The sequence below is a fragment of the Butyrivibrio sp. INlla14 genome, from assembly GCF_900102515.1.
GTDB lineage: Bacteria > Bacillota > Clostridia > Lachnospirales > Lachnospiraceae > Butyrivibrio.
The window spans coordinates 270,653-293,288 of record NZ_FMVS01000002.1 but is presented as its reverse complement, the minus strand read 5'-3'; the positions used below and the strand labels follow the sequence as shown (position 1 = coordinate 293,288).

Here is a 22,636-nt window from a genome sequence, read left to right as displayed (position 1 = left end):
AAGATCTTCGATACGCTGTCATATACGCTGGATTCTGAATCCTGTCTTAATGACAGAAGCATGCTCATGCTCTGACAAAGGTAATCAATGCTCGCATCCGAGCGGAAACTCATGACTTGGTGTTGCTTGCGTTTATAGGCACGCAAAAGACGTTCCGCCATGTTATTGTTGTGCGGAACTCTTATATCATGTAAAAATAGCAGATGGCTGGATTTATACTTCGCCATGTGTCTGTATAAGTTATAGCCTTCCCTATAGTATTTACTGGGTGGAATGTATTCGTATTCTTCTCGGGCTTCTTCCAGGATGCTGTCATATCTTTCTTCAAATGCCATGACAGTTTTTTCATCAAATCCTGTGGTTTCATCAATGCCATTTCGGTAATGAACCATTTCCCGCAGAAGTTTATACATCTTCTTATTCCATTCCCGATCAGGCTCATTCTGTATGCTGTCTTTACAGTATCTCAGGATATGAGCGATACACTCCTGATGGCCACTGCCATAATTATAAAAGGTGGTGTCATGGTCATGGATGAATATCGCTGACTGGTTAAGGTCGACAGGGGTATCTTTTATTCCTGCATGACCTTTGTTTTCCCTGAAATAGTACTGGGCAGTCCCATCCGGAGCAGCAACAATAAATACAAAACGGCTGCTTCCATTGCTTCTGGCATTGGTGTTATCTGTATGGAGTACAGGCTTCTGCATCAGTGATGCAAAAAGCTCTTTCTTTTCCTTATCCGTTTTCATGGAGAATTCTTTGGAGAGACCATTGACCATGCCTTTTGAAATGCTCAGTTTTCCGTCAGTGAGATCTGAAATAAGTTTGATGGTCTTGTCTATGGAGACACAGCATTCATTATTAAGGATGAATGCAAGTGCTTTGACGCTGCCGCCATAGTTTACGTCATTGATATATCCTTCAGGGAACTGCGCGTGGGATCTTTCGCCCGTCTTTGAATTATAGTAGACTTCAGCAGCGTATTCGTTAACATCCAGGAAAAACCTCAGATTTATCATCTGTTTACGGATGACTTTGCCGGTTTTCTTGAAGTCAGGATCTTCAAGTACTTCTTCCGGTGGAGGCAGCATAATAACTGGCTCTGATACAGCCTGCTTTTTTCGACCGTGACCTTTGTGCCCAGGCTGACCGCCTGGACGTCTGCCGCTTTTTTCTCTGCTGTTGGATATTTTCTTGTGATTTGGAGACTGGGAAGATGGTTTAGAAGAGTTCTCATAATCTCTGTTGATCTGAGCCGTCAGTTTAAGATTCTTTCCCTGTTCTTCTTCAAGCTCAGTTTTTACTTCATATAATTCACGCCTTTGTTCAGCGACCTTGTCCAGGGCAGCATCGCGCTGCTGCTCAACCAGGATGATGCGCTTCTCGAGCGCTCTGATCCTGGCATCCTTAGCAGCGATTTCTTTCTGATGATCCTTGTAGACATCTTCAATGGTGTCCCACCATTTATTTCTGACATCTATAGTCTGTGCATGAGCCTTGGACAGCTCGACTTCAAGTTTGTGTATGTGGCATTCTTCAGTATGAAGCATACTCTTATACTGAGCATCCATCTGCAGATACTTGGATCCGTTCTTGAAGGCATCAACCTGTGCCTGAAGATTCTTGACGCGGTACTGTAGAGTTGTAATGAATTCATACTGATAGTTGTTCATAGAAGTGATTACTTAACCTTTAACTGTTTTATTTCTGCTTTGAGAGATTTGATGAGTACTTCTTGTGCTTCACATTTCTTTTGAAGCTTTTCATACAGCTTTTTATAGTCGGGTTCCTTTTCTTCGGCGCCCTCGGTATTTCTGTGTCTCCCATCAGTGGGGACTATTTCACCGGTTTCAGGATCAATCCTGCCGATCAGTGTTCTTTTTGCCCGACTCTGTTTTTTTTCTTTGTCCCAGTATGCCTTGGATTCATACACGTAAGTGATACCGGTTCGTTTGTCTAACTGCTTAATTATGCCCATGGCGTGCTCCTTTCGAAGTTACATCGTTACGTTTATATTATATACCATAACGATGTGAAATGCAATAGAAAAACCCAGAAAAAGTCAGATTTTTTCTGGGTTTGCGACCATTTTAATATGTGATTTTTAATCGTTAGGGTTGTGTGTCAAGCTATGGTCTGAACTGTAACTTATTGATCGACTTGACCAGGAACTTGAGAAAGGCAACTTGTCAGCATTATCTCACAATGTTATCATTAGGTTAACACATAAGGTTGTCTACAAGCTTACGATGAAGCATGACAAAGTGCAGGATAAGGTAGGTGGTATTATGGGCGGCAAGGTTTTAGATTTACCGGAGATCAGAATATTCCATGAAGGCAAGGCTGAGGGGCTCAAGGAAGGTAAGGCTGAAGGACTCAAGGAAGGCGAAGCAGAACGCAAGAAGCTTTCTGAGGAGAAAGAGGAATTAGAAGATGAAAATGCTATCCTTAAGGCAGAACTTGAAGAACTGAGGAAACAGATAAAGCAATAATATATTTATTAATAGAATTAGCTCCTAATGTAAGGCATGAAGATGCCTTTCGTTAGGAGTTTTTCATTTACTCTTACAAAAAAGGCAATAAAGATGACTATTTTATTTGGGATACGTATGAAGAAGACAGGTACAAACCTCTCATAGAAAAAGAAATAGCTGATATAGATAATAACCTGGATAACTGGGGAACATGGAATACTATTGTATCTGCTTATTATTCAAATGATATGGATACTGCAAGCACAAACTATGATAGTTTTAAGGCTGATCCGGAAAGAGTATCTATTAGTATCAATCTAAATATGAATAGGGATTACTCAGATGAAGTATTGCTGGATGTATATGGATACGTAAAACAGGTTCATGATATAAATAAAAATGTTGATGTGGCAATACGCAAGACAGATAAGAGTTTACTGACTGTAGATCTAAAGGATATTACTTCTCTCGACTATGATTCTTTTTGCGAAAATATTAAGGGCGAGCTTTAAATTTGACATTCCAGGTTTTACATGCTAACATAGCCACGTTGTAAACATAATAATGATAGTAGGGCGGGCGCAGCCTGCCACGGTACGGAAATCCATAATCCCAGAGGTTATGGGTTTCTTTTTTTAGGAGAAAACATCATGCAGAACGATTTATTTGAAAATGCCCCAATTCCCAAGGCTTATATGAAGATGGCACTGCCGGTTGTGATGGGAATGGTGGTCACACTGGTTTATAATCTGGTGGACACGTATTTCATAGCACTGACAGGAAACACAGATCTGATTGCGGGAATAGCTTTGTGTGCGCCTTTATTTACGCTGCTCCTTGCTATTGGAGATATTTTTGGAATTGGTGGAAGCTCAGTTATTTCAAGGACTCTTGGGGCCCATGATTATGATGATGCCAGGAAAAAGAGTACCTTCTGCTTTTACTCTGCAATCGCTACAGGAATTGTTTTTACCGCATTTATGCTGGTATTTAAAAGAAAAATCCTAATGATACTGGGGACAACGACAGAGAATTACGTATATGCAGAGCAGTACTATTCATGGCTGATTTTGGGATCAGTGTTCGTCATTTTTGCTCTTGTTCCATCAAACCTTTTACGAGCAGAGGGTATGGCCATGGAATCTATGATAGGCTCTGTGATCGGAACGGTTGTAAATATAATTCTGGATCCTATTTTTATCTTTTCTCTGGGGCTTGGAGCTGCGGGAGCAGCAATTGCAACAGTTATCGGATACATTGTGACAAACGCCTTTTTTGTGGTAATCATTTGTAAAAAGAGTGCTGTGCTGTCCCTTAATATAAAGCATCTGAGCCTTGATGGGGCAACGCTTGGAGGAGTACTTGCCATTGGCCTTCCATCCAGCATTACAAATCTCATGCAGACAGTAGGAATCACGCTTACAAACAGATTTCTGCAGCCCTATGGGGGAACGCAGATAGCTGTAATGGGTATTGTTCTTAAGATCGTCAATATAGCGCTTCTTGTTATTGTGGGACTTGCATTTGGAGGCCAGCCACTGATTGGATATAACTACGGAGCTGGACTTAAGATTCGTTTAAAGAAAATCATCAGATTTGGGATGCTCTTAACTGGCGGAACAGGACTCTTTTTCCTTATAGTTCTCTCAGTATTTTCAAAGTTTATCCTGTCCTTCTTTTTGACAGATGTAGCAATGATAGAAACCGGAAGAATAATGCTGATTCTGCAGCTTTTGGGGGCACCACTTATGGGGATTTGTCTTATCGTAATTTGTACATTTCAGGCAACAGGCAAGGCCATGGGTGCATTTATCTTATCAGCCTGCAGACAGGGAATTGTCTTTTTGCCTGTTATAGTTATCTTGTCGGGTATTATGGGCTTTAATGGAGTTATCCTTGCCCAGTTTGTGGCAGATATATTGACCACAATTGTGGCATTTGGCTTATATTTCAAGACAATCAAATGATCACATTACATCAAACATCTCTTAGATCAAGTAGATTCTCAATTGCCTTGGCCTGCTCTGCCATGCGGGCTTCCTTGCGCTGTTGGCGAAGGGTCTTGGGCTGTTCGCGGGAGATATGCTCGAGGTTTGCTGGATCTAAGGGATTAGCACTTATTTTTCTCTGAGGAGAATTCTTTTCCGGGATCAGCTGGCGGGCCAGGTCTTCTTCAACCTCCACAATCTGCTGCTCCTTGGAAATTTCAGGATTAAGATTTGTTGAAGTGTCAGTGCTAGGGGCAGTAGCGGTTATGCTGGATTCTGAAAGACCGTATTTCTCGTTCTTTTTAGCATTGAGAAGCCCGATAATGTCTACGTTCATATTTGCGATACTGCAGCCAAGGGCAGGGCGGCCAGAAACAGTGAACATCCTGACAACTTCTGCAGTTGCTTCATATTGATGGAGAAGCTCTCCGTATCTAAAGGTTATATCGATGCGATCCCCAACCTTGCACTTTGAATTATTATCGATAATAATGGACATTCCACGCATTGAGATGTCGTGGACGATACAGTTATGAAGAGTAGCTGAATTGCCGCTTATTCTAAAAAGACCTACCTTCTCAAGTGAAAAACGCTCGGATTTTCTGGAGTTTTCCGGCTCTAGAGCTGAGGAACACTTGATGAGGTGGAAGTTTCCATATCTTGTTTTTACAGGGGTTATAGATGTAGACATGAACTTGTAGACTCTACCATCTCTTTTGTTGCGGATCTGAACTTTGGAGGGCTCGAGAAACTGCATGTATTTGCCAAAATATTCCATGGGTTTACAAAGAAGCCCTGCGTTAATGCCGAAAATGGCCTCTGTCATAAGAACTATGTTGTGATTATTTATGGAAGCGTGGATCCTGATCTGTGATCCTGCGGCAATATCGTTGATATTCATGACTGTCCCCCATATGTAGCGCGATATTGATTCCTCGTATCATATCTAATGGTGTAGAACAATATTGACTAGTGAAAAGATATATAAACTTTCGAGTTCCCTACTATCTATGATATAATGTGCATGGTTTTTTATCAAGCAGTTAGGACGCCTCCGCTTAGACTAAAATGCGCTCTAAACTGTGCTTTTTGTTAGATAATAATTCAGGAGCGATAGTGACTATGATTAGAGAAAACTTGGAAATAGTAGAGAGGAACATACAAAAGGCCTGCGACAAGGCAGGGCGGGATAGAAGCGAGGTTACGCTTATCGCAGTCAGCAAGACCAAGCCTGTCAGCGACATAAGGGAGGCCATGGCCTGCGGCATAAGAGTTTTTGGAGAGAATAAGGTTCAGGAGATAAGGGACAAGACTGCTGAAATCACAGAAAATCTTGACTGGCATATGATAGGCCATCTTCAGGCCAATAAAGTCAAGTATCTTCCTGGAGTTGCCTGCATGATCCATTCAGTTGACAATAGGAAGCTTGCTGATGAAATAGAGAAGCAGGCTGCCAAGCATGATCTGGTGATGGATGTTCTGATAGAGGTCAACATGGCAGGTGAGGACACCAAGTTTGGCCTGGCGTCGGAACAGGTGATTGATTTTGTAAAAGAAATATCTATTCTGCCGCATTTATGCATAAGAGGTCTTATGACAATTGCACCATATACTGATGATCCAGAGAGCAACAGAGTGTATTTTAAGGGGCTTAGAGAACTCAAGGATAAGATAAACGCTCTTGATATACCTGGGGTTAAAATGGATACTCTTTCAATGGGCATGACTGGAGACTATCAGGTGGCCATAGAAGAGGGAGCTACCTTCGTAAGAGTGGGCACTGGAATCTTCGGTGAACGAAATTATTCTAAATAAATTAGTTGAAATATTAAATAAACATAAACGAATTTACACTAATTAGGCCAGATAGTATAATAAATTTATACTATTCTGGCTATTTTTTGGAGTAAATATGGACAAGGTAGCTCTTTTAACTAAAGTGTTTGAAGCCTTTGCCAGTTCGACAAAAGGTAGATATGTTTTTATGACTGACATGGAAACCAATATATCCAGGTGGTCCAAAAGCTGCGTGGAGGAGTTTGGTTTGCCTTCAGAAAGAATGGAAAATGCTGGAGAAATCTGGGAAGAGCATATTCATCCTATGGATAAGAGTAGATACCATCAGTCTATCGTGGATCTTTTTGAGGGAAAAAGCGAGTCTCATGACATGGTTTACAGGGCTAGAAATAAGAATGGTGAGTATGTGGCCTGCACCTGCAAAGGAACGGTCATAAGAGATGATGATGGTAAGCACTTATACTTTGCCGGAACGATAGATAATCATGGAATAGCCAGTGAATACGACAGTGTAACAGCTCTTTATACTAAGGACAAGCTCCTTGATACTCTTGCTGATCTTAAGGATGAGAGGCAGAGATACTACATTCTTTTTGTTGGAATGTATAATTTCGGCGAACTGAATAACGTCTACGGATATGAGTTTGGCAATAAGATTCTTAGGACCTTTGCAGAAAAACTCTTGGAATTTACTGATGATGCAGAGGTTTATCACGCTGGAGGAACCAAGTTTGCACTTGTTTCAACCCAGCTTAATCTTTCGGAGATAAAAGAGATATATTCTGAAATAGTGGACTATTGCAGGAATTCAATTGCTGTGGAAGGAGTGAATGTTACAATTACTCTAGGCGGCTCCTGCACAGAGGTTATGAACTTTAATATTGATGAGCATACAGTATATTCCAATGGTATTCTGGGGCTTGATGAGTCTATGAAGGACAGGCACGGTGAACTGTGCGTGTTTGGAAGCAGCAACCTGGATAAGAGTCACGAGCGACTGGTTCTATTGAATGCTCTTAGAAATAGCATAAGCCGTGACTGTGAAGGCTTTTCAATAGTTTACCAACCTGTAGTAAGTGCACAGGAGGAAAGATTATGGGGAGCAGAAGCTCTTGTAAGATGGCAGAAAAATCCTTTTGGAAGAGTTTCTCCTTCAGAGTTTATAGGATGGCTTGAAGATGATCCTTTGTTCTATGATCTGGGTCTTTGGATTGCCAGAAATTCAATGAAATACTGGAAGGAAAAAGTTCTTTCGGTAAGGCCTGAACTTTCTTTGAGTATCAATGTTTCTTATACACAGCTTGAACGAAAGAATTTTAGAAGAGACCTGCTTGAAATATTGAAGGAGCTGGATTATCCGCCTGAAAATCTTAGGGTTGAACTTACAGAAAGATGCAGTGTACTTGATAAGAATTTCATTAGAAATGAGATAATTTTCTTAAGAAGTCAGGGAATACTTACTTTTATAGATGACTTTGGAACAGGCTTTTCGGCTCTTGAGCTTTTGCTATTTTTACCAGTAGCTGGAATTAAAATCGATAAGTCTTTTGTCGATGGAATTGATGAAGATGAAAAGAAAAGGATAGTTGCAAGGGCAATCATCGAGTGCGCCAGCAATATTGGGCTTAAGACTACTATTGAGGGCGTGGAGACAGGTGATATCAGGGAGATACTTCTTGGATTTGGCGCGAGCCATTTGCAGGGTTATCACTACTCAAAGCCTCTTTCAATAGATGATTTCACTTCTCATCCCCTATTTAAAGAATAGATAAGAGTGAAAGTACCAGTATTTAAGTAGATAGGAAGAGATAATATGTTAAAAACACAACCTCTATCCAAGAGTACAACAATAGATCAGCTTAATCATCTGATTGAGACAGGGCACGTTTTTGTGACGCCTTTTGGGCTTAACAGAACCTGCTATATTGTGGTCAATCACAAGCCCTTTATGGTGATATGTACTGATATATCAATAAGAGGTGTGCAGCTAAGTGGGGCATGGTATACCTGGGAGGATCTGGAAGCAATGGGAGGCGTGTATGAATCAGAGTTTGAAGCACTTAAAGCTGTGGCAGGCGGAGCATGAATGGAGTGTCTAAGAGAAATCTGGACGCTTCATTTTTTATTTATAAACAATGTATAAATAATGCATAAACATTGTCACAACTAAAAAAATTCATGCTAAAATAATTTTTACGCATTGGCAGCTTGGAGGTTTTACTTTGGGATACGTAATATTTTATATAGAAGCATATTTAGCTTGTTTTTTCCTACTGGGGATAATACTTTTTAAAATACAACATGGCGTTAATAAGCAGCTTTCACAGGTCTATCTTGGAAATCTGACTTTTGTTACGATGTTGTATTTTCTTGCAGAAGTCTTTTGGGCAATTGTTGATGGCGGAATTATTTCCACCACCAGACAGATGTTGTATCTATCTAATATTTTTACATATGTACTTCTTAGCATTGCTGCATATCAGTGGTTTCTGTTGTCTGAGGCTATTCAGAATGACAAGGCTGTAGAAAATGATCCGGGTAAGCTACTTCTTAGTATTCCGGTCTGGTTTTCAACTATCCTTTGTGTAACTGCCTACAGAACAGGCCTTGCATACTATGTTGATGACGCGGGCAAGCTGGTAAATGGTAAGCTTTATGTTATTTTGATCATTGTCCCTTTTGGATACATGATAGCTGCTTCGGTTAAGGCTTTTTACCGTGCCTTTGCCAAGGATAAGTATGCGGAGAGAAGTATTTATTTTACAATAGGATTTTTCCCGATTGCTCCTATTGTCATGGGACTTTTGCAGGCTATAATCTGGAGAGTTCCGCTTCTGTGCTATGGAGCAGTAGCAGCAATCTTTTATATTTATACTTCAATACAGGACAGCCTTATTTCTCTTGATCCACTCACTCAGATCAACAACAGGACTCAGATGTACAAGTATCTGACCCAGAAGATGAGAAATGCTGAGCCGGGATTATCTCTTTTCCTGTTAATGGTAGACGTTGATAATTTCAAAAGTATAAATGATGCTTTTGGACATGTGGAAGGCGACAGAGCTCTTGTGAGAATCTCTAATGCTATCAAGAATGCATGTCAGGGCCCTAGAAACAGATTCTTTGTATCCCGCTATGGCGGAGATGAATTTATTATAGTTGCAGAAATGGCTTACAGAGCTGAAGCAACCTGGCTTGCAGAACAGATCAGGACTAATGTCAGAAGAATTACAAGTGACAATAATCTCAAGTACTCTGTTTCAGTCAGCGTTGGGATAGCTCAGTACGATTTTGCAGAGCCTATATCAATTCAATCATTTATCGCTAGAGCTGATTCAGATTTGTACAAGCAAAAGAAATTAAGCGCAGGCTGAGACGTGATACCTGCTTATAAAAAATTGCTCCATAAGTTTGTTATGGAGCAATTTTTTGTGATATAGGAAATTTCTCCGAAATTCCCATATCATAAAAAGCGCTCCGCTGTGGATGCGCACCTCGCGGAGATGAAGTTTATTGCTTCGCAATACCGCTCGGGCGCGAAAGAGTCGCTAGCGACTCTTTGTTCTTGCACAAAACCGGTATTCTTTTATATCACTGCATACAATCTTACATTTCAGAACAACTTCCCAATCATGCTGATCAGCAGCCCAGCCAGGATGAATCCCGCCAGAATTGCAATTGCATATATGTATTTCATTCGTGCCATAAAGTCCCCTCCAACTAGTATATTTGAGCTTTTGTATATAGTACTAGTATACAGTAATCTGCATATAAGGTGAATATTAGACGGTAGGGAACTGGCTTACACGAAAGTGGTGGTAACAAGCTTTTCGTATAATAGCAGGCTGGAATTACTCTTCATCAGCACTTAAAACATGCTATAATTATACTTGTATATTATATGTATGTAGTATTGCCGAAAGTGACGATAGGTCACAGAGCAATAATTGTGTGTTCTGCAAATTCTGGCCACAGAGCTGGATTTCAGACATCATAACTACAAAAGGGGGTTAATATGCAGATATATGTAGCAGGTAATGTTCTAAGAAGCGGTGATGGCACAGCTGTACACCCATTCAAGACCATTCAGGAAGCTGCTAACCTTGCAAGCGCAGGTGATACAGTATTTGTTGGCCCTGGAATTTACAGAGAATGGGTAAGACCAGCCAATTCAGGTACGAAGGATAAACGTATCACATATATCAGCACTTCTAGACAAGAAGCAATAATCACAGGAGCAGAGGAACTTAGAGGCTGGGAACAGTTTGAGAACCTCTGGCGCATTAGAGTTCCCAATAGCTTTTTTGGAAGCTACAATCCTTATATAGACGTAGTTCATGGGGACTGGTTCAGCAATCAGGAGAATCCGCCCCACACAGGAGATATCTACTTAAATGGCAAGTCTATGTATGAAGTATTTGATCTAAATACTTGCATGCATCCAGCAGCAGATAAGCGATCCTGGGATCCCGCCTTTTCTGAGTATGTATGGTTTACAGCGCAGGAAAATGACGAGACAGTTATCTATGCTAATTTCCAAGGCAAGAATCCCAATATAGAGAACGTAGAATTTTCAGTGCGAAAGGCTTGCTTTTTTCCTGAAAAAGAGGGACTAAATTACATAACAATTTCTGGCTTTTCAATCAGGTGTGCAGCTACGCAGTGGGCACCACCAACAGCATTCCAGGAAGGAATGATAGGTCCTAACTGGGCTCTTGGCTGGATAATTGAGGACTGCGATATTTCAGAATCCAAGTGCAGCGGTATTTCCCTTGGCAAGTACTACCAGAAGGGCAATAACAACAAGTGGACTACAAGTTGGATTAAAGATGGCACGCAGACCCAGAGAGATAGTGTATGTCAAGCAGTTAATGAAGGCTGGAATAAAGATACAGTAGGCTCCCACATAGTAAGACGCTGTGATATCCATGACTGTGGTCAGACGGGCATAGTAGGACATCTTGGCGGAGCCTTTAGCGTTATTGAAGACAACCATATTCATAATATAAACAACAAGCATAATCTGGCAGGGGCCGAGATTGCAGGCATCAAGCTTCATGCTCCTATTGATACTGTGATAAAACGCAATCACATAGATCATTGTACAAGAGGAATTTGGCTTGACTGGGAAGCTCAGGGCACCAGGGTTACTCAGAACTTCCTTCATGATAATGTGCCGCCACAGGGAACAATCATAGATTCAGGCTTATCCCTTGGAGAAGATATTTTTGTTGAAGTTTCGCACGGACCTACAATTATCGACCATAACCTGCTATTATCAGATATAGCCTGCAGGATTAGTACTCAGGGCATCGCCTTTGTACATAATCTCATCGCTGGCTCTTTTACCTATGTAGGAAATGGCACAGACAATGCAGGAAAGAGATTTGCAACAAACAGATATACGCCATATCACGTGCCGCACTCTACTCAGATAGCTGGCTTTATGACTATTCTTCATGGCGATGCGAGATTCTACAATAACATTTTCCTTCAGAAGACTGTAAGACAGGAACTTCTGGAGTACTGCGTTTCACAGAACCTTGATACAATAGACAAGAATAACTTTATCTGCGGAACAAGTGTGTACAACAGTTACCCTTCTGCTCCTGAGTATTTTTCAGGCTTCTATAAGGGAGCAGAAAAAGATAAAGGGTCTAAAGATCACTATTACGACCACCTACCGGTATATTTGTCAGGAAATGCATATTTTAACGGCGCAAGACCCTGTGATAATGAGAAATGCCACGTGGACAAGGACCACAAGATAAGTTTTTATATAGACGAAGAGGATGGAAGATACACTCTTCATACAAATCTTTATGAATTCCTGCCAAGGAACATTTCTTCTCCGGTCAATTCGTCTGTTTTAGGAGTTGCCTTTGAACCTGAGGCGAGATTTGAAAATCCGGATGGTACTGAACTTGTTTTTGACAGAGACTATTTTGGCAGAAAGAGGGGAATCCACCCTGTAGCCGGACCCTTTGAGGAGTGTAGAACTGACAGATTTACCGTTCAGACTCCCGGCTTTGGCTCCTATATGATCCGCTATGAGGAGAAAAAGAGAATCTCTGAAAAGAAAGAAAGTGACGAGGAAATCCTTGAAGAAGTAAAGGAGTCACAGACTATCTATGTAGAGCCCAGGGACGAAGCTCCTGACCTTGAAGAAATAAAGGAACCAAACTTTACCATCGATGAGGACGAGTTTGAAAATGAAAGCAGAGTAAGCGAGATCAATTCAAACGTCCTTCTTACAGGTTGTGAATCCTGCGATATCAAGTTTCCGTTTGAGGGAGGTCTTTTCCAGGTAAGCGACATGTTTGTAAAGGGCAATGAAGTCTGGCTCTATGATGGAACTAACGAAAGACTTGTAGAGCTTGATCTTGAGTATGGAATATATCATAACCTGAAAAAATGGTCTGTTGGGTCTTTGCAGTCTCTTGATGTTTCTGATGAGCCAAATATAGAGGGACTTGTCCGTACTGCAGGAACGCTTCTGTGCATCCTTAGTAAGAGCATGACTCATGATGCTGCGGATACCTGCGAGACTATACAGAGCAAGGTCAATAGTGAGATAGAAGCTAAGGGAATAAAAATGAGGCTTACTCCCAAGTACCTCAAATTCATTAGAAATAAGAAATTCATATCTTTAGAAGATGTAATATACCGCATGAGCAGAGGCTCTATGGATGTGGTAACAGAAAGGTTGGAAAATTGATTTAATGGCAAAAAGTAGAAACTGGTACGAACTTGATAATGCTGCCAAGATTGTACCTTCAACAGCAAAGGGAGCCAATACCAGGGTCTTTAGGCTTACCTGTCAGTTAAGGGAGCAGGTTGATGAAGACATCCTTCAGAGAGCATTGGACGAAATAATAGAGGATTTCCCTATCTTCAACTGTGTACTGCACAGAGGACTCTTTTGGTACTATCTGGAGGAAACTGACCTAAGGGTAAAGGTTGAAGAGGAGAATACTCCGGCTTGCGAGCCTATATATATTCCAGGCCGCAAGAACCTCCTCTACAGGGTTAATTACTACAACAACAGGATTAACCTTGAAATGTTCCATGTTCTTGCTGACGGAACTGGCGCCTTTATGTTTTTCAAAAATCTCCTCACAAGATATCTTGTGATCAAGCATGGCATAGATGCTGAGATCAAGCCTACTGATGACTTTTCTATTGAGGAAAAAAATGTAGATGCTTTCGATGACTTTTACAGCAAGCAAAGAGGACTCAAGCAGCTCAAGGAGATGAGATCAGTTAAGGCATATCAGATAACTGGTGAGATAGATGATAATCTTTTGCCACATCTGATAGAAGGAACTATATCAGCCAGTAAGTTCCTTGATATAGCACATGAGTATAAAACAACAGTCGGAGTTATGTGCGTTTCAGTCTACATAAAAGCCATTATTCAGGGAATGAACAGGGCACAGAAAAAGAAGCATATAGTCGTAAGTGTACCTGTTAACCTAAGGCAATACTTTAAATCCGGCACCAGCAGAAATTTCTTTGGCGTAATAAACATCGACTATGATCCTGCAGATTATAACGGAGATATGCAGAGCATCATAGCCAAAGTTGATAAGGACTTTAAAGAAAAACTCGCTCCTGAGAGTATTGAAAAGACAATGAATTCCTATGCTGCACTTGAGCATAATATTGGTATCAAGATGATCCCGCTTCCTATAAAGGATATTGGAATCGGTTATTTTGACAGGGCGGCCAAGAAGGGCGTTACAAGCTCTATGTCCAATCTTGGACAGATCAAAATGCCAGAGGAGGTTGCAGATTTTATTGACGGCTTTAGTGCCTTTATGACCGCTGCCAGTCAGCAGGTTACAGTTTGCTCCTACAAGGACAGACTGACCTTCGGAGAAGCATCCCCTTACAAAACTCATAAGAGTATGCTTAACTTCTTTAGATGCCTTACGGAGATGGGGCTTGAAGTAGAGCTTGGAACAAATGACTATGACAAGGAGTAAGTTAAATGCAGTATTGTCCTAAATGCAAGGTAAATATAAGAGGCCGCAAGGAGTGCTGCCCTTTGTGCCAGGGACAGCTCCGCCAGATTGATGGCGAGCCTGAGGCACCTTTTCCAACTCTTAAAAAGAAAAAGATCAGTAACATAACACTTTTTAAGATGGTGACTTTTATCTTTATTGCGTCAGAGATTATATTTGGAACGATCAATATTCAGACACAAAAGATATATCCTGTATTTGGAATCATGATGCTGGGATTTTTGGTTGCCTGGATCACCTTTATAACCACAATGTACCTTAGGAATAACCTGATAAAGGTAATAACCTTTGAGGTGGTTGTTGCCATAATTGTTGATGTGTACGTTGATATTAAGACAGGCCCCCACGGCTGGAGCGTAATGTGGATGGTTCCAAGTACACTTTTTGGACTTGCTATAGCCACCATTATTACTGCCAAGGTACTCAAGCTAAGACTTGATGAGTATATTCTATATCTGGTTCTTGATCTGTTCATGGCTCTATCACAGATAATATTTATTAAAAATGGTATGAATACCTTCACATGGCCTGCAGTTGCGGTAATCATGGTGTACCTCATACTCATTGCAGCCCTCATCATTTTCAGGTTCTCAGACCTTAAACGGGCTGCGCAAAAGATGTTCAACCTTTGATGTATGGAGAAATATGGGATTAAAAGATAAGACCAACAAAAGTAACTTTAAGCGCGGAATTGTTTTTGCGTCAAAAGTTGGAGATTACGTAGAAAACAGAATAGGCAGAGCAATAGAAGAGAGTAGCTTCAAGGCAGAAAATCTCCCCAGTGATCCCAAGGAAATGACCTGGTACAAGGTACCTCTTGAAAAGGGACTGTCGGGAGATGGGTCAGAGTACCATATCTATGTCAAAAAAGCAGATCCTGACAAACTCTGCATTTTTTTATCAGGAGGCGGTGTTGCCTATAACGAGTACATGGCCGCACGACCAGTGACTGGAGGCAAGGTTGCAGCAGGGCTTCCCAACTATTACTGGAATAATTTAAGACCCTTTACCCAGATCATGAACATAAACGTGGGGATCACTGATATCATGTCAGACAAGAATCCCTTCAAGAATTGGAGCTTTGTAGTTATTACCTATGCCACTGGGGATTTTCATGTGGGCTGCAATGATTATCCATATCAGGGTGAGGATGGCAGCGATAACATACTTCATTTCCATGGCTATGTAAATTTCCTTGAGAGTATGAAGGTGGCGAAAGCTCTTTTTCCTAATCCAAAGAGCATTCTCATTGCAGGTAATTCGGCGGGAGCTTTTGCAGTACCCGCGCTGGCATCCGAGATTGCAGATGACTATTATCCTAAGACCTCCAATATTACGCTATTTTCTGATAGCGGGCTTTTGCTATACAAGAACTGGAGGAAGACTGCAAGAAACATCTGGCAGACCAAGGATTCTATATGGAAATCAATTCACGGGGATAACATAACTCTGGACTGGTACAGAGCCCTCTATGCCAAGCATGGTGACAGGTTCAGATATCTTTATTCAAGCTCTACACATGATTACCTTCTGAGTGCCTATTACAACGATATCATCCGCAAGAAGTACAAGACAGATCAGGATGTTCAGAATGAATATTATAATCAGCTCATCCAGATGGTAAAAGAGCTAAAGGAGATCACGCCAAAGTTTGGCATGTTCATAGATGATTGGAAGATTCCCTTTATTACTATGGGCGGCACAGTTCACACTAGTGTCCGCGAGCCGCATTTTCTTCTTTTTACTGAACAGGGAATTACCATGGCCAAATGGCTTATTGATGCCTGCGAGGGCAAGGTTTACGATGTGGGGATGAATCTTCTCAAACAAGAGTGAAACAAGAATATAACCAAAGAATCACACAAGAAAGATTTACATAAGAAAGGCCGCCTTGCGGCGGCCAACAAGTGGTCTATATGAACTAGTCGACAAAACATTCTTCTATCTGAGCTTCATACTCGCTGCGAAGCTGCTGAGGTATATCGTACTCATCCAAAGCCTCAGCTACTGACCAGTGCTCATTAGCCATAGAACGAAGAATGTTGCGTATAACTCTTGAATCAAGAGCCTCAATATCGGCAACATTACTCATAATTCACACCCTCCTCAAAAACGAAATAAAAATCATTTCTTAACTACAATATATTGTAGTACAAAAAAATATAGATACAAGTATTGACATTTGTTTTGAAATAATTTTTGTAGAATATGCACAGAAAATGAGAGGGAATTTCATGCATATAACAACAATTGCTCTGATAATTTCTATACTGGGTCTGATCAGCTCTTTTTTTGTTGTGGGAATAATTCCGTCCATAATGGCTTTTATTCTGAATATTCTCTGCATCAGAGAAGAGAAGTCTATACGTACAGTAAGAGCCCTGGCTATTTCTTTTGCCGGGATACTGCTTCCGATTGTGATGTATCTAAATAGTTTTGGTTTATCTTTTCCCTATGAAAAACTTAATGGGCTTAATGCAATTAGCCAGATCATGTATGACAATTACGGCAGGTTAGGCCTGGATGTTAGTTTTATGGTCCCGAATGAGGCAGCTGGTGAGAATACGGAGCTTGTCTTAGAAAATCCAGATGAGATGTACTATGTCAGCGATGGCGTAGTGGTAGACGATGATGGAATGCATCTGGATGAAAAGGCACTTAACAACAATGCTAAAGAGAACTCTGACGGGGCTGCCGGTACAAGTACTGCAGATGCTATTGCTCTTGAGATAGATCCAAATAGTATCTTTGAAAGTATAGACAGCCTTGATGAGAGCGCCAAAGCTGAGAATGATTATGGGAGCGATAAAAAAGGCGCTTCAGACGATGATATGCCTTCCTACGGGGGACTTCCTCTGGGGGTCAGGATCCTTGGGCAATATTTTAGAGAGGACTACCACAACTGTAATCCAATCTTGGTCCTTAAGAATGAGACTGGAAACGACTGCAGATTTGAGTGCCTTTTTACTGCTAGAGATGAGGATGGCAATGAACTTGCAACCTCCAATAAGACTGTTGAGGTGGTAAGTCAGGGAGAGGCTTTTGTCTTGGAGGGAAGATTTGATAAAAGGCTTCTTAACGGGACTCTGCCTTCCATGTATGAATTTCTGGTAACCAAAAGAGATCCCTATGAGGGAAATCTCTATGACGGCGTTTCAGTTTTTGGAGAGATAGTCGAGAATTCAGCAGTTGTGACTGCTCAAAATACCACAAAGAAAAGAGCAAAGGTGGATGCTTATGTTTTGTTCTTTGATGGAGAAGAGCTTGTGGACTGCATTTGGATGATACCTAAAAATGGCGGTGAAGTAACAATCGACCCGGGAAGCAGCGCCTATATAAGAGGCGATGCCTATTATAAGTTTGACAGGATAGAAACCTATTACACAGCCTACGAGGCAGTGGGAGAGTAGGTCAAGGCGTATCTGGCTTGCCACTGTCTACCATCATATTTATGGCTTCTAGAGCAACTTCGTAGATATTAGCAAGATCCTTGGAGCCTTCATCGTCTCTGCCCGCAAGTTTTCTGTATTGATTCAAAAAATAGAGACGGGACTGTTCAATAGTATTTTTGGTGATCACATGGCCATTGCAGAAGATATTGCCAGTCTCGGCATTATATTTGCCAGCGGTATATTTGGCCTTTTGGGCGTCACCCATTCCCATGGATTTTGCAAGTGAGTGGATAAGGTCTTCTCTTCCTAATGACATAATGTGCGGTCTCCTTTTTCTTTGACTTATGACACCTAAATGATATACGAATTGCTCCATTGCTTTCGTCTTTGTCGCAATCCTATATCATTATTATATAACAATTAAGAATAAATGGTTAATCGATTATAATAATCATCCGAAATATTATTTGAGATGTGCGAGTTGATTATTTGTAAATTATAAAATATAATTGTATGCAATTGGCAACTGATAAATTTTCGGAGGATCATTCAGATGATAGGTTATTATATTGCGGTGATACTTATTGGTATCCTATATATCGCATTTCTGGAACTATCCAAGAATATGCTGATAGGCTGGTTTGTGGGAATTATAGCAACATTGGCCATGATTGTTTACGGGTATATGAGCAAAAAGACTCTGCCAAAAGAAGATGATTTTTACAATAAAGTCATGAAAAAGAAATCCTACGGCGGAAAAAAGCTCCTTCTTGCTTTTTTGGTATTTGCCCTAGTTCTAGTAATAAATGCAATGCTCACAAAACCGCCAGTAAAGCGGGTTCCAGCTGTCACAGCCAGAAACCCTGATGTGACTGATGTAATTACAATAGACCAGGGTAAGCTAACTGGAGTGTACAACAAGGATCATTCTGTTAAGGTTTATGCAGGAATTCCTTATGCCAAGCCGCCTGTTGGAGAATTTAGATTTAAAGAGCCTCAGGCCCCTAACACTTGGGAAGGCGTAAGAGCCTTTGATCACTTTGGCCCAAGAGCTATGCAGACACAGGGCTCAGTATTTATGGATTCTTTATCTCACATACTTGGCTGGCATGATTACCAGATAAAGTTTGGCGATGAATATGTTGAGGAAGTTTCTGAAGACTGCCTGTATCTTAATGTCTTTACACCTGCTGATACGGAAAAGTTTGCGCAGGAAGCTGGAAGCGAGCTTCTGCCAGTAGTTTTTTATATTCATGGAGGTTCCCTTACAACTGGCCAGTCCTCATATACGGAGTATAGAGGAGAAACTCTGGCTTCCAAGGGAGTAATATTTGTAAACTGCGCCTATAGGCTTGGAGTATTTGGATATTACGCAGCAGAGGACCTTGCTAAGGAGTCTCCAAACGGAACAAGTGGTAACTATGGCCTTCTTGATCAGATAGCAGCTCTTCAGTGGGTTTATGACAACATTGAAGCTTTTGGCGGTGACAAGAACAGGATCACAATTGCTGGTGAGTCTGCAGGATCATCCAGCGTCAATGCTATCTGCGTATCACCTCTTTCCAAGGGACTTTTTAACTATGCAGTAGCTGAGTCCAGCGGTATTGTGGCAAAAGAGCCATTTCATACCTTCAGATATTACGGAGAAGCCCTTGAAACAGGAAAAGAAGTCAGAGAAGAGTTTGGAGTTAAAAACTCTGAAGAACTCAGAAAAATACCTGCCTCTAAGCTTGTTGAGACTAAGACATCAAATGGCTCAATGACAGTAGATGGCTATGCCATAACAGAACAGCCATATCTAACTTATGAGAAGGGACGTAACCACGAAAAGGCCCTCCTTAATGGCTTTAACGTAAAAGAAGCAGACGCCTTTTTGCTATCAACTGAGGCAACTCAGGATAATTATGTTGACCTTCTTTCTGAGGATATAAAAGAATATGCCCAGGAAATGGCTCAGGTTGTGCCATCAACACTTCCACAAAGGGATCAGCACTTTATAGTTGATGCCATGGGAGATGCCAAGGGCGCGCTTAACGTGGCTTATAGCGCGATGTGGTTTTCTTATTCCCACTATGTATGGAATAACTACATGGTAAGTCAGAACAGACCAACCTATGAGTACTATTTTACCAAGACCAATAATATGCTTTCTAACTACCATGCAGGAGAACTCCCTTATCTATATGGAAATCTGTGGAGACACCCTGGGCTTTATGATGAAGAGGACTACAAGCTCTCTCAGATTATGCAGAGTTATCTTATAAACTTTATCTACAGCGGTGATCCAAACGGATTTATCATAAACGATGATGGAACAAGGAGCACAGAGACACTTCCTGTCTGGGAAAAGAGAGAAAAAGGCCAGGACAAGCTCCTACAACTTGATACAACTGTACAAATGATAGATGACCCCAATAATGAGATTTACAAGGTCATAGACAAATTCATGGACAGCAGAGTGAAGTAAGTCAAAAAGTCCGGCGTTGAAGGTGTCGAGGCAAAAATTGTGTATTTGCTGCAGATGCCTTCAGCGACGGACTTTTGTCCTGTATTTTGCCCTATATCAGCGGTAGAGCTTGCGGTACTCCCTGGGAGAGTGGCCGGTTATATCGTGGAAAGCTTTGTTGAAAGCTGTAGTAGATTGAAAGCCGGACATAAAGGCACACTCTGTTATAGAAAGGTTTGCATCTGACAAGAGCTTAGTGGCATTTCTAACCCTTACACTTGATAGGTATGCAGGAAAAGACATGCTCATATAGCTCTTAAAAATCTTTGAAAAATAAAATGTACTTAGACCTATTGCTTCAGCCACATCTTTCTGAGTTATATTCTCTGTAGAATTCTCAACTATAAAGTTGCAGGCTTCATGGATGTATCTGTAGGCCGCCCCGGAGTTAAAGCCGGCCGGGATGTCATCTTTTCTTTCTCTTAGAACAAATTCACCTATATTGACCAAAATATCGTAGATACAGAGCTTGCACTTGGTCTCTGTGAATGGATCAGAGGAATCTCTGATATCCTTTATCTCCATTACCCGGTCCAAAATGTGGCTGGTAAGCTCAGGGTGCTCACTGGCTGAAATATGATGACATTCATATATAAGCTTGGACATGGAGACAAGATCAAGGTTACTCTCAAGGATTGCAGAAGAGAACTGGGTAAAAAGAGCTCCATCCTGGGGAATATTTACAGTCTCATGAATCTGCTGTGGCCATACCAAAAGAACATCACCTTTTTCAAGCTCGTAGAGATTGCCTTCAACTTTATAAAGGCACCCTGACTTTCTGGCAATAGTAAATTCCAGAGCATTGTGCCAATGTGAAGGGAAGGACTTGGGATTATTATTTTCTTCTGTAATTGAAATCTCAGCAAAAATGCCGAATTTAATTGTTTCTTTTTTAATTGTATTCATATTCCTATAATAACAAAAAATGGGCAATATTTGCCAAGTTTTAGATTCTTTTTTTTATGAAATGAGAATAGTATGTTCATAGACCAAAAACTGTGTTTTATAGGTCTGCGTTTTTGAGGAGATTATTATGGGAAATACTGCAAATAAGGCTTTTGTTAAGAAGGAGATTGACTTCACCACAGGAAGCTCTTTTAAGCTGATCATGGCCTTTTACTGGCCACTTCTTATGACCAGTATGCTTCAGCAATTTTATAACTTTGCTGACACCTGGATAGTAGGAAAAGGCCTTGGAGATGACCAATTGGCCGCTGTTGGAAACATGGGATCATTGTTCTTCCTGATTATTGGCTTTTCTTTTGGGCTGGCTAACGGCTTTGGTGTGCTTGTGGCACAAAGCTTTGGCGCCAAGGACATGGACAAGCTAAGGGCAAGGCTTGCCGGGATTGTGAAGCTCGGTATCATGCTGGCTATAGCCCTTACCACATTTAGCGTTGTCTTTTTGCCTCATGCACTTAGAATCCTAAGGACAGATGAAGTCATAATGCCAGATAGTCTAAAATACGGCTACATAGTCTTTGGCGGTTTGTCAGCTGGAATCTGCTACAACATATCCGCTGCAATCCTTAGATCCCTCGGGGATAGCAGAACGCCTCTAAAGGCAATTATCTTTTCATCAATTCTTAATCTGACACTTGATAGCCTCTTTATTTTTGTTTTGCATACAGGAGTTGAAGGAGCCGCGATTGCCACAATCTGCTCTCAGGTAATTTCTGCTTTTATCTGTATCAGGAGACTAAGTCAGATTCCTGAGATACATCTGCAAAGAAGTGACTTTGACAGACAAAATACAAATCTCTATGAGCTATTAAAAAATGGCCTTCCGATGGCGTTTATGAATTCTATAACCGCAGTTGGATGTATGGTAGTCCAGTCCTTTGTAAACAGCTATGGAGTTGTTTATACCGCAGCTTATGCAGCATGCAGCAAGTACTTGAATCTTTTTATGAATCCGGCTTCTACAGCGGGCAACGCCATGACAGCTTATACAAGCCAGAACTATGGGGCTGGCAAGTTTGACAGGATAAAAGAGGGACTTAAGACTTGTCTTTTTATCTCAACAACAGCCTACATTTTGCTGGGATCACTTATGGTATTTGCAGCAAGGCCTCTTGCGACAATTCTTTTAACAGGTCAGGATCAGATAAACCTTGTGTGCCAGTTCCTGCCAAGATGCGGAGTTATGCTTATCTGCGTTGATACGTTATTTGTAGTCAGAAGTGGAGTGCAGGGAATGGGAAAGCCCATGCTGCCTATGCTTTCTGGAATACTTGAGATGATCCTCAGGATATTTACTATATCTTATTTCATCGGCAGGATTGGCTTTACAGCAACTGCTTATGCAGAGATCAGCGCCTGGATAGGAGCTCTTTTGGTAAATGGTTATGCATTTTATATTGAACTTATGCCAAGGCTTCGTGAAATGAGAGGCCAGGGTGGCATGATAAATACGAAAAGACACAGACTTCTTAAGGAGGGGTGATAA

The 22,636-nt window shown here is 41.1% G+C and carries 20 protein-coding genes; 14 read left to right on the top strand and 6 right to left on the bottom strand.

What is annotated here, in order from left to right; genetic code table 11:
- Positions 1-1,676 (bottom strand): IS66 family transposase (locus BLO53_RS19045; protein WP_176757106.1); only part of this gene is annotated, 1,676 nt, incomplete at its 3' end.
- 8 nt (positions 1,677-1,684) lie between these two features.
- Positions 1,685-1,981, bottom strand: coding sequence for a hypothetical protein (locus BLO53_RS19535; protein WP_092058497.1), 297 nt, complete (start codon positions 1,979-1,981; stop codon positions 1,685-1,687).
- A 208-nt stretch (positions 1,982-2,189) separates the two neighbouring features.
- Between BLO53_RS19535 and BLO53_RS01320 the strand changes: the two genes are divergently transcribed.
- From BLO53_RS01320 to BLO53_RS01310, 3 genes are all read left to right on the top strand, one after another.
- Complete coding sequence (locus BLO53_RS01320; RefSeq protein WP_092058495.1) at positions 2,190-2,495, top strand: hypothetical protein; 306 nt, start codon at positions 2,190-2,192, stop codon at positions 2,493-2,495.
- A gap of 230 nt (positions 2,496-2,725) precedes the next feature.
- Positions 2,726-2,989, top strand: coding sequence for a hypothetical protein (locus tag BLO53_RS01315; protein ID WP_092058493.1), 264 nt, complete (start codon positions 2,726-2,728; stop codon positions 2,987-2,989).
- Positions 2,990-3,127: 138 nt separating this feature from the next.
- Positions 3,128-4,444, top strand: a complete 1,317-nt coding sequence (locus BLO53_RS01310) for an MATE family efflux transporter (RefSeq protein ID WP_092058491.1) — start codon at positions 3,128-3,130, stop codon at positions 4,442-4,444.
- A 10-nt stretch (positions 4,445-4,454) separates the two neighbouring features.
- Here BLO53_RS01310 and BLO53_RS01305 read toward each other — a convergent pair whose 3' ends face one another.
- Positions 4,455-5,366, bottom strand: coding sequence for a PilZ domain-containing protein (locus BLO53_RS01305; protein WP_092058489.1), 912 nt, complete (start codon positions 5,364-5,366; stop codon positions 4,455-4,457).
- A 221-nt stretch (positions 5,367-5,587) separates the two neighbouring features.
- Here BLO53_RS01305 and BLO53_RS01300 point away from each other — a divergent pair, with 221 nt between their 5' ends.
- The 8 genes from BLO53_RS01300 (at position 5,588) to BLO53_RS01265 (ending at position 16,125) form a co-directional block, all read left to right on the top strand.
- Positions 5,588-6,280 (top strand): YggS family pyridoxal phosphate-dependent enzyme, encoded by a 693-nt coding sequence (locus BLO53_RS01300; RefSeq protein WP_092058487.1) that lies wholly within the window; start codon positions 5,588-5,590, stop codon positions 6,278-6,280.
- A gap of 97 nt (positions 6,281-6,377) precedes the next feature.
- On the top strand, positions 6,378-8,030 hold the full coding sequence (locus BLO53_RS01295) for an EAL domain-containing protein (RefSeq protein WP_092058485.1): 1,653 nt from the start codon (positions 6,378-6,380) through the stop codon (positions 8,028-8,030).
- Positions 8,031-8,075: 45 nt separating this feature from the next.
- On the top strand, positions 8,076-8,348 hold the full coding sequence (locus tag BLO53_RS01290; protein WP_026488042.1) for a hypothetical protein: 273 nt from the start codon (positions 8,076-8,078) through the stop codon (positions 8,346-8,348).
- Positions 8,349-8,484: 136 nt separating this feature from the next.
- Positions 8,485-9,636, top strand: a complete 1,152-nt coding sequence (locus BLO53_RS01285; RefSeq protein WP_092058483.1) for a GGDEF domain-containing protein — start codon at positions 8,485-8,487, stop codon at positions 9,634-9,636.
- Positions 9,637-10,277: 641 nt separating this feature from the next.
- On the top strand, positions 10,278-12,980 hold the full coding sequence (locus tag BLO53_RS01280) for a right-handed parallel beta-helix repeat-containing protein (RefSeq protein WP_092058481.1): 2,703 nt from the start codon (positions 10,278-10,280) through the stop codon (positions 12,978-12,980).
- Between the two features lie 4 nt (positions 12,981-12,984).
- On the top strand, positions 12,985-14,250 hold the full coding sequence (locus BLO53_RS01275) for a hypothetical protein (protein WP_092058479.1): 1,266 nt from the start codon (positions 12,985-12,987) through the stop codon (positions 14,248-14,250).
- A gap of 5 nt (positions 14,251-14,255) precedes the next feature.
- Positions 14,256-14,921, top strand: coding sequence for a DUF6320 domain-containing protein (locus BLO53_RS01270; RefSeq protein ID WP_092058477.1), 666 nt, complete (start codon positions 14,256-14,258; stop codon positions 14,919-14,921).
- Positions 14,922-14,934: 13 nt separating this feature from the next.
- Complete coding sequence (locus BLO53_RS01265; RefSeq protein ID WP_092058475.1) at positions 14,935-16,125, top strand: pectin acetylesterase-family hydrolase; 1,191 nt, start codon at positions 14,935-14,937, stop codon at positions 16,123-16,125.
- Between the two features lie 85 nt (positions 16,126-16,210).
- Here BLO53_RS01265 and BLO53_RS19040 read toward each other — a convergent pair whose 3' ends face one another.
- Positions 16,211-16,381 (bottom strand): hypothetical protein, encoded by a 171-nt coding sequence (locus BLO53_RS19040; protein WP_155833856.1) that lies wholly within the window; start codon positions 16,379-16,381, stop codon positions 16,211-16,213.
- Between the two features lie 142 nt (positions 16,382-16,523).
- Here BLO53_RS19040 and BLO53_RS01260 point away from each other — a divergent pair, with 142 nt between their 5' ends.
- Positions 16,524-17,699, top strand: a complete 1,176-nt coding sequence (locus BLO53_RS01260) for a hypothetical protein (protein ID WP_092058473.1) — start codon at positions 16,524-16,526, stop codon at positions 17,697-17,699.
- 1 nt (position 17,700) lies between these two features.
- On the opposite strand, the gene BLO53_RS01255 is transcribed toward BLO53_RS01260, so the two are convergent.
- Positions 17,701-17,997, bottom strand: a complete 297-nt coding sequence (locus tag BLO53_RS01255; RefSeq protein WP_092058471.1) for a hypothetical protein — start codon at positions 17,995-17,997, stop codon at positions 17,701-17,703.
- Positions 17,998-18,234: 237 nt separating this feature from the next.
- Between BLO53_RS01255 and BLO53_RS01250 the strand changes: the two genes are divergently transcribed.
- Positions 18,235-20,148 (top strand): carboxylesterase/lipase family protein, encoded by a 1,914-nt coding sequence (locus BLO53_RS01250; protein ID WP_092058469.1) that lies wholly within the window; start codon positions 18,235-18,237, stop codon positions 20,146-20,148.
- A 96-nt stretch (positions 20,149-20,244) separates the two neighbouring features.
- Here BLO53_RS01250 and BLO53_RS01245 read toward each other — a convergent pair whose 3' ends face one another.
- Positions 20,245-21,093, bottom strand: coding sequence for an AraC family transcriptional regulator (locus BLO53_RS01245; RefSeq protein WP_092058467.1), 849 nt, complete (start codon positions 21,091-21,093; stop codon positions 20,245-20,247).
- Between the two features lie 127 nt (positions 21,094-21,220).
- Here BLO53_RS01245 and BLO53_RS01240 point away from each other — a divergent pair, with 127 nt between their 5' ends.
- Entirely contained in the window at positions 21,221-22,633 is a 1,413-nt protein-coding gene (locus BLO53_RS01240; RefSeq protein ID WP_092058465.1) for an MATE family efflux transporter, read from the top strand.
- Positions 22,634-22,636: the final 3 nt, after the last annotated feature.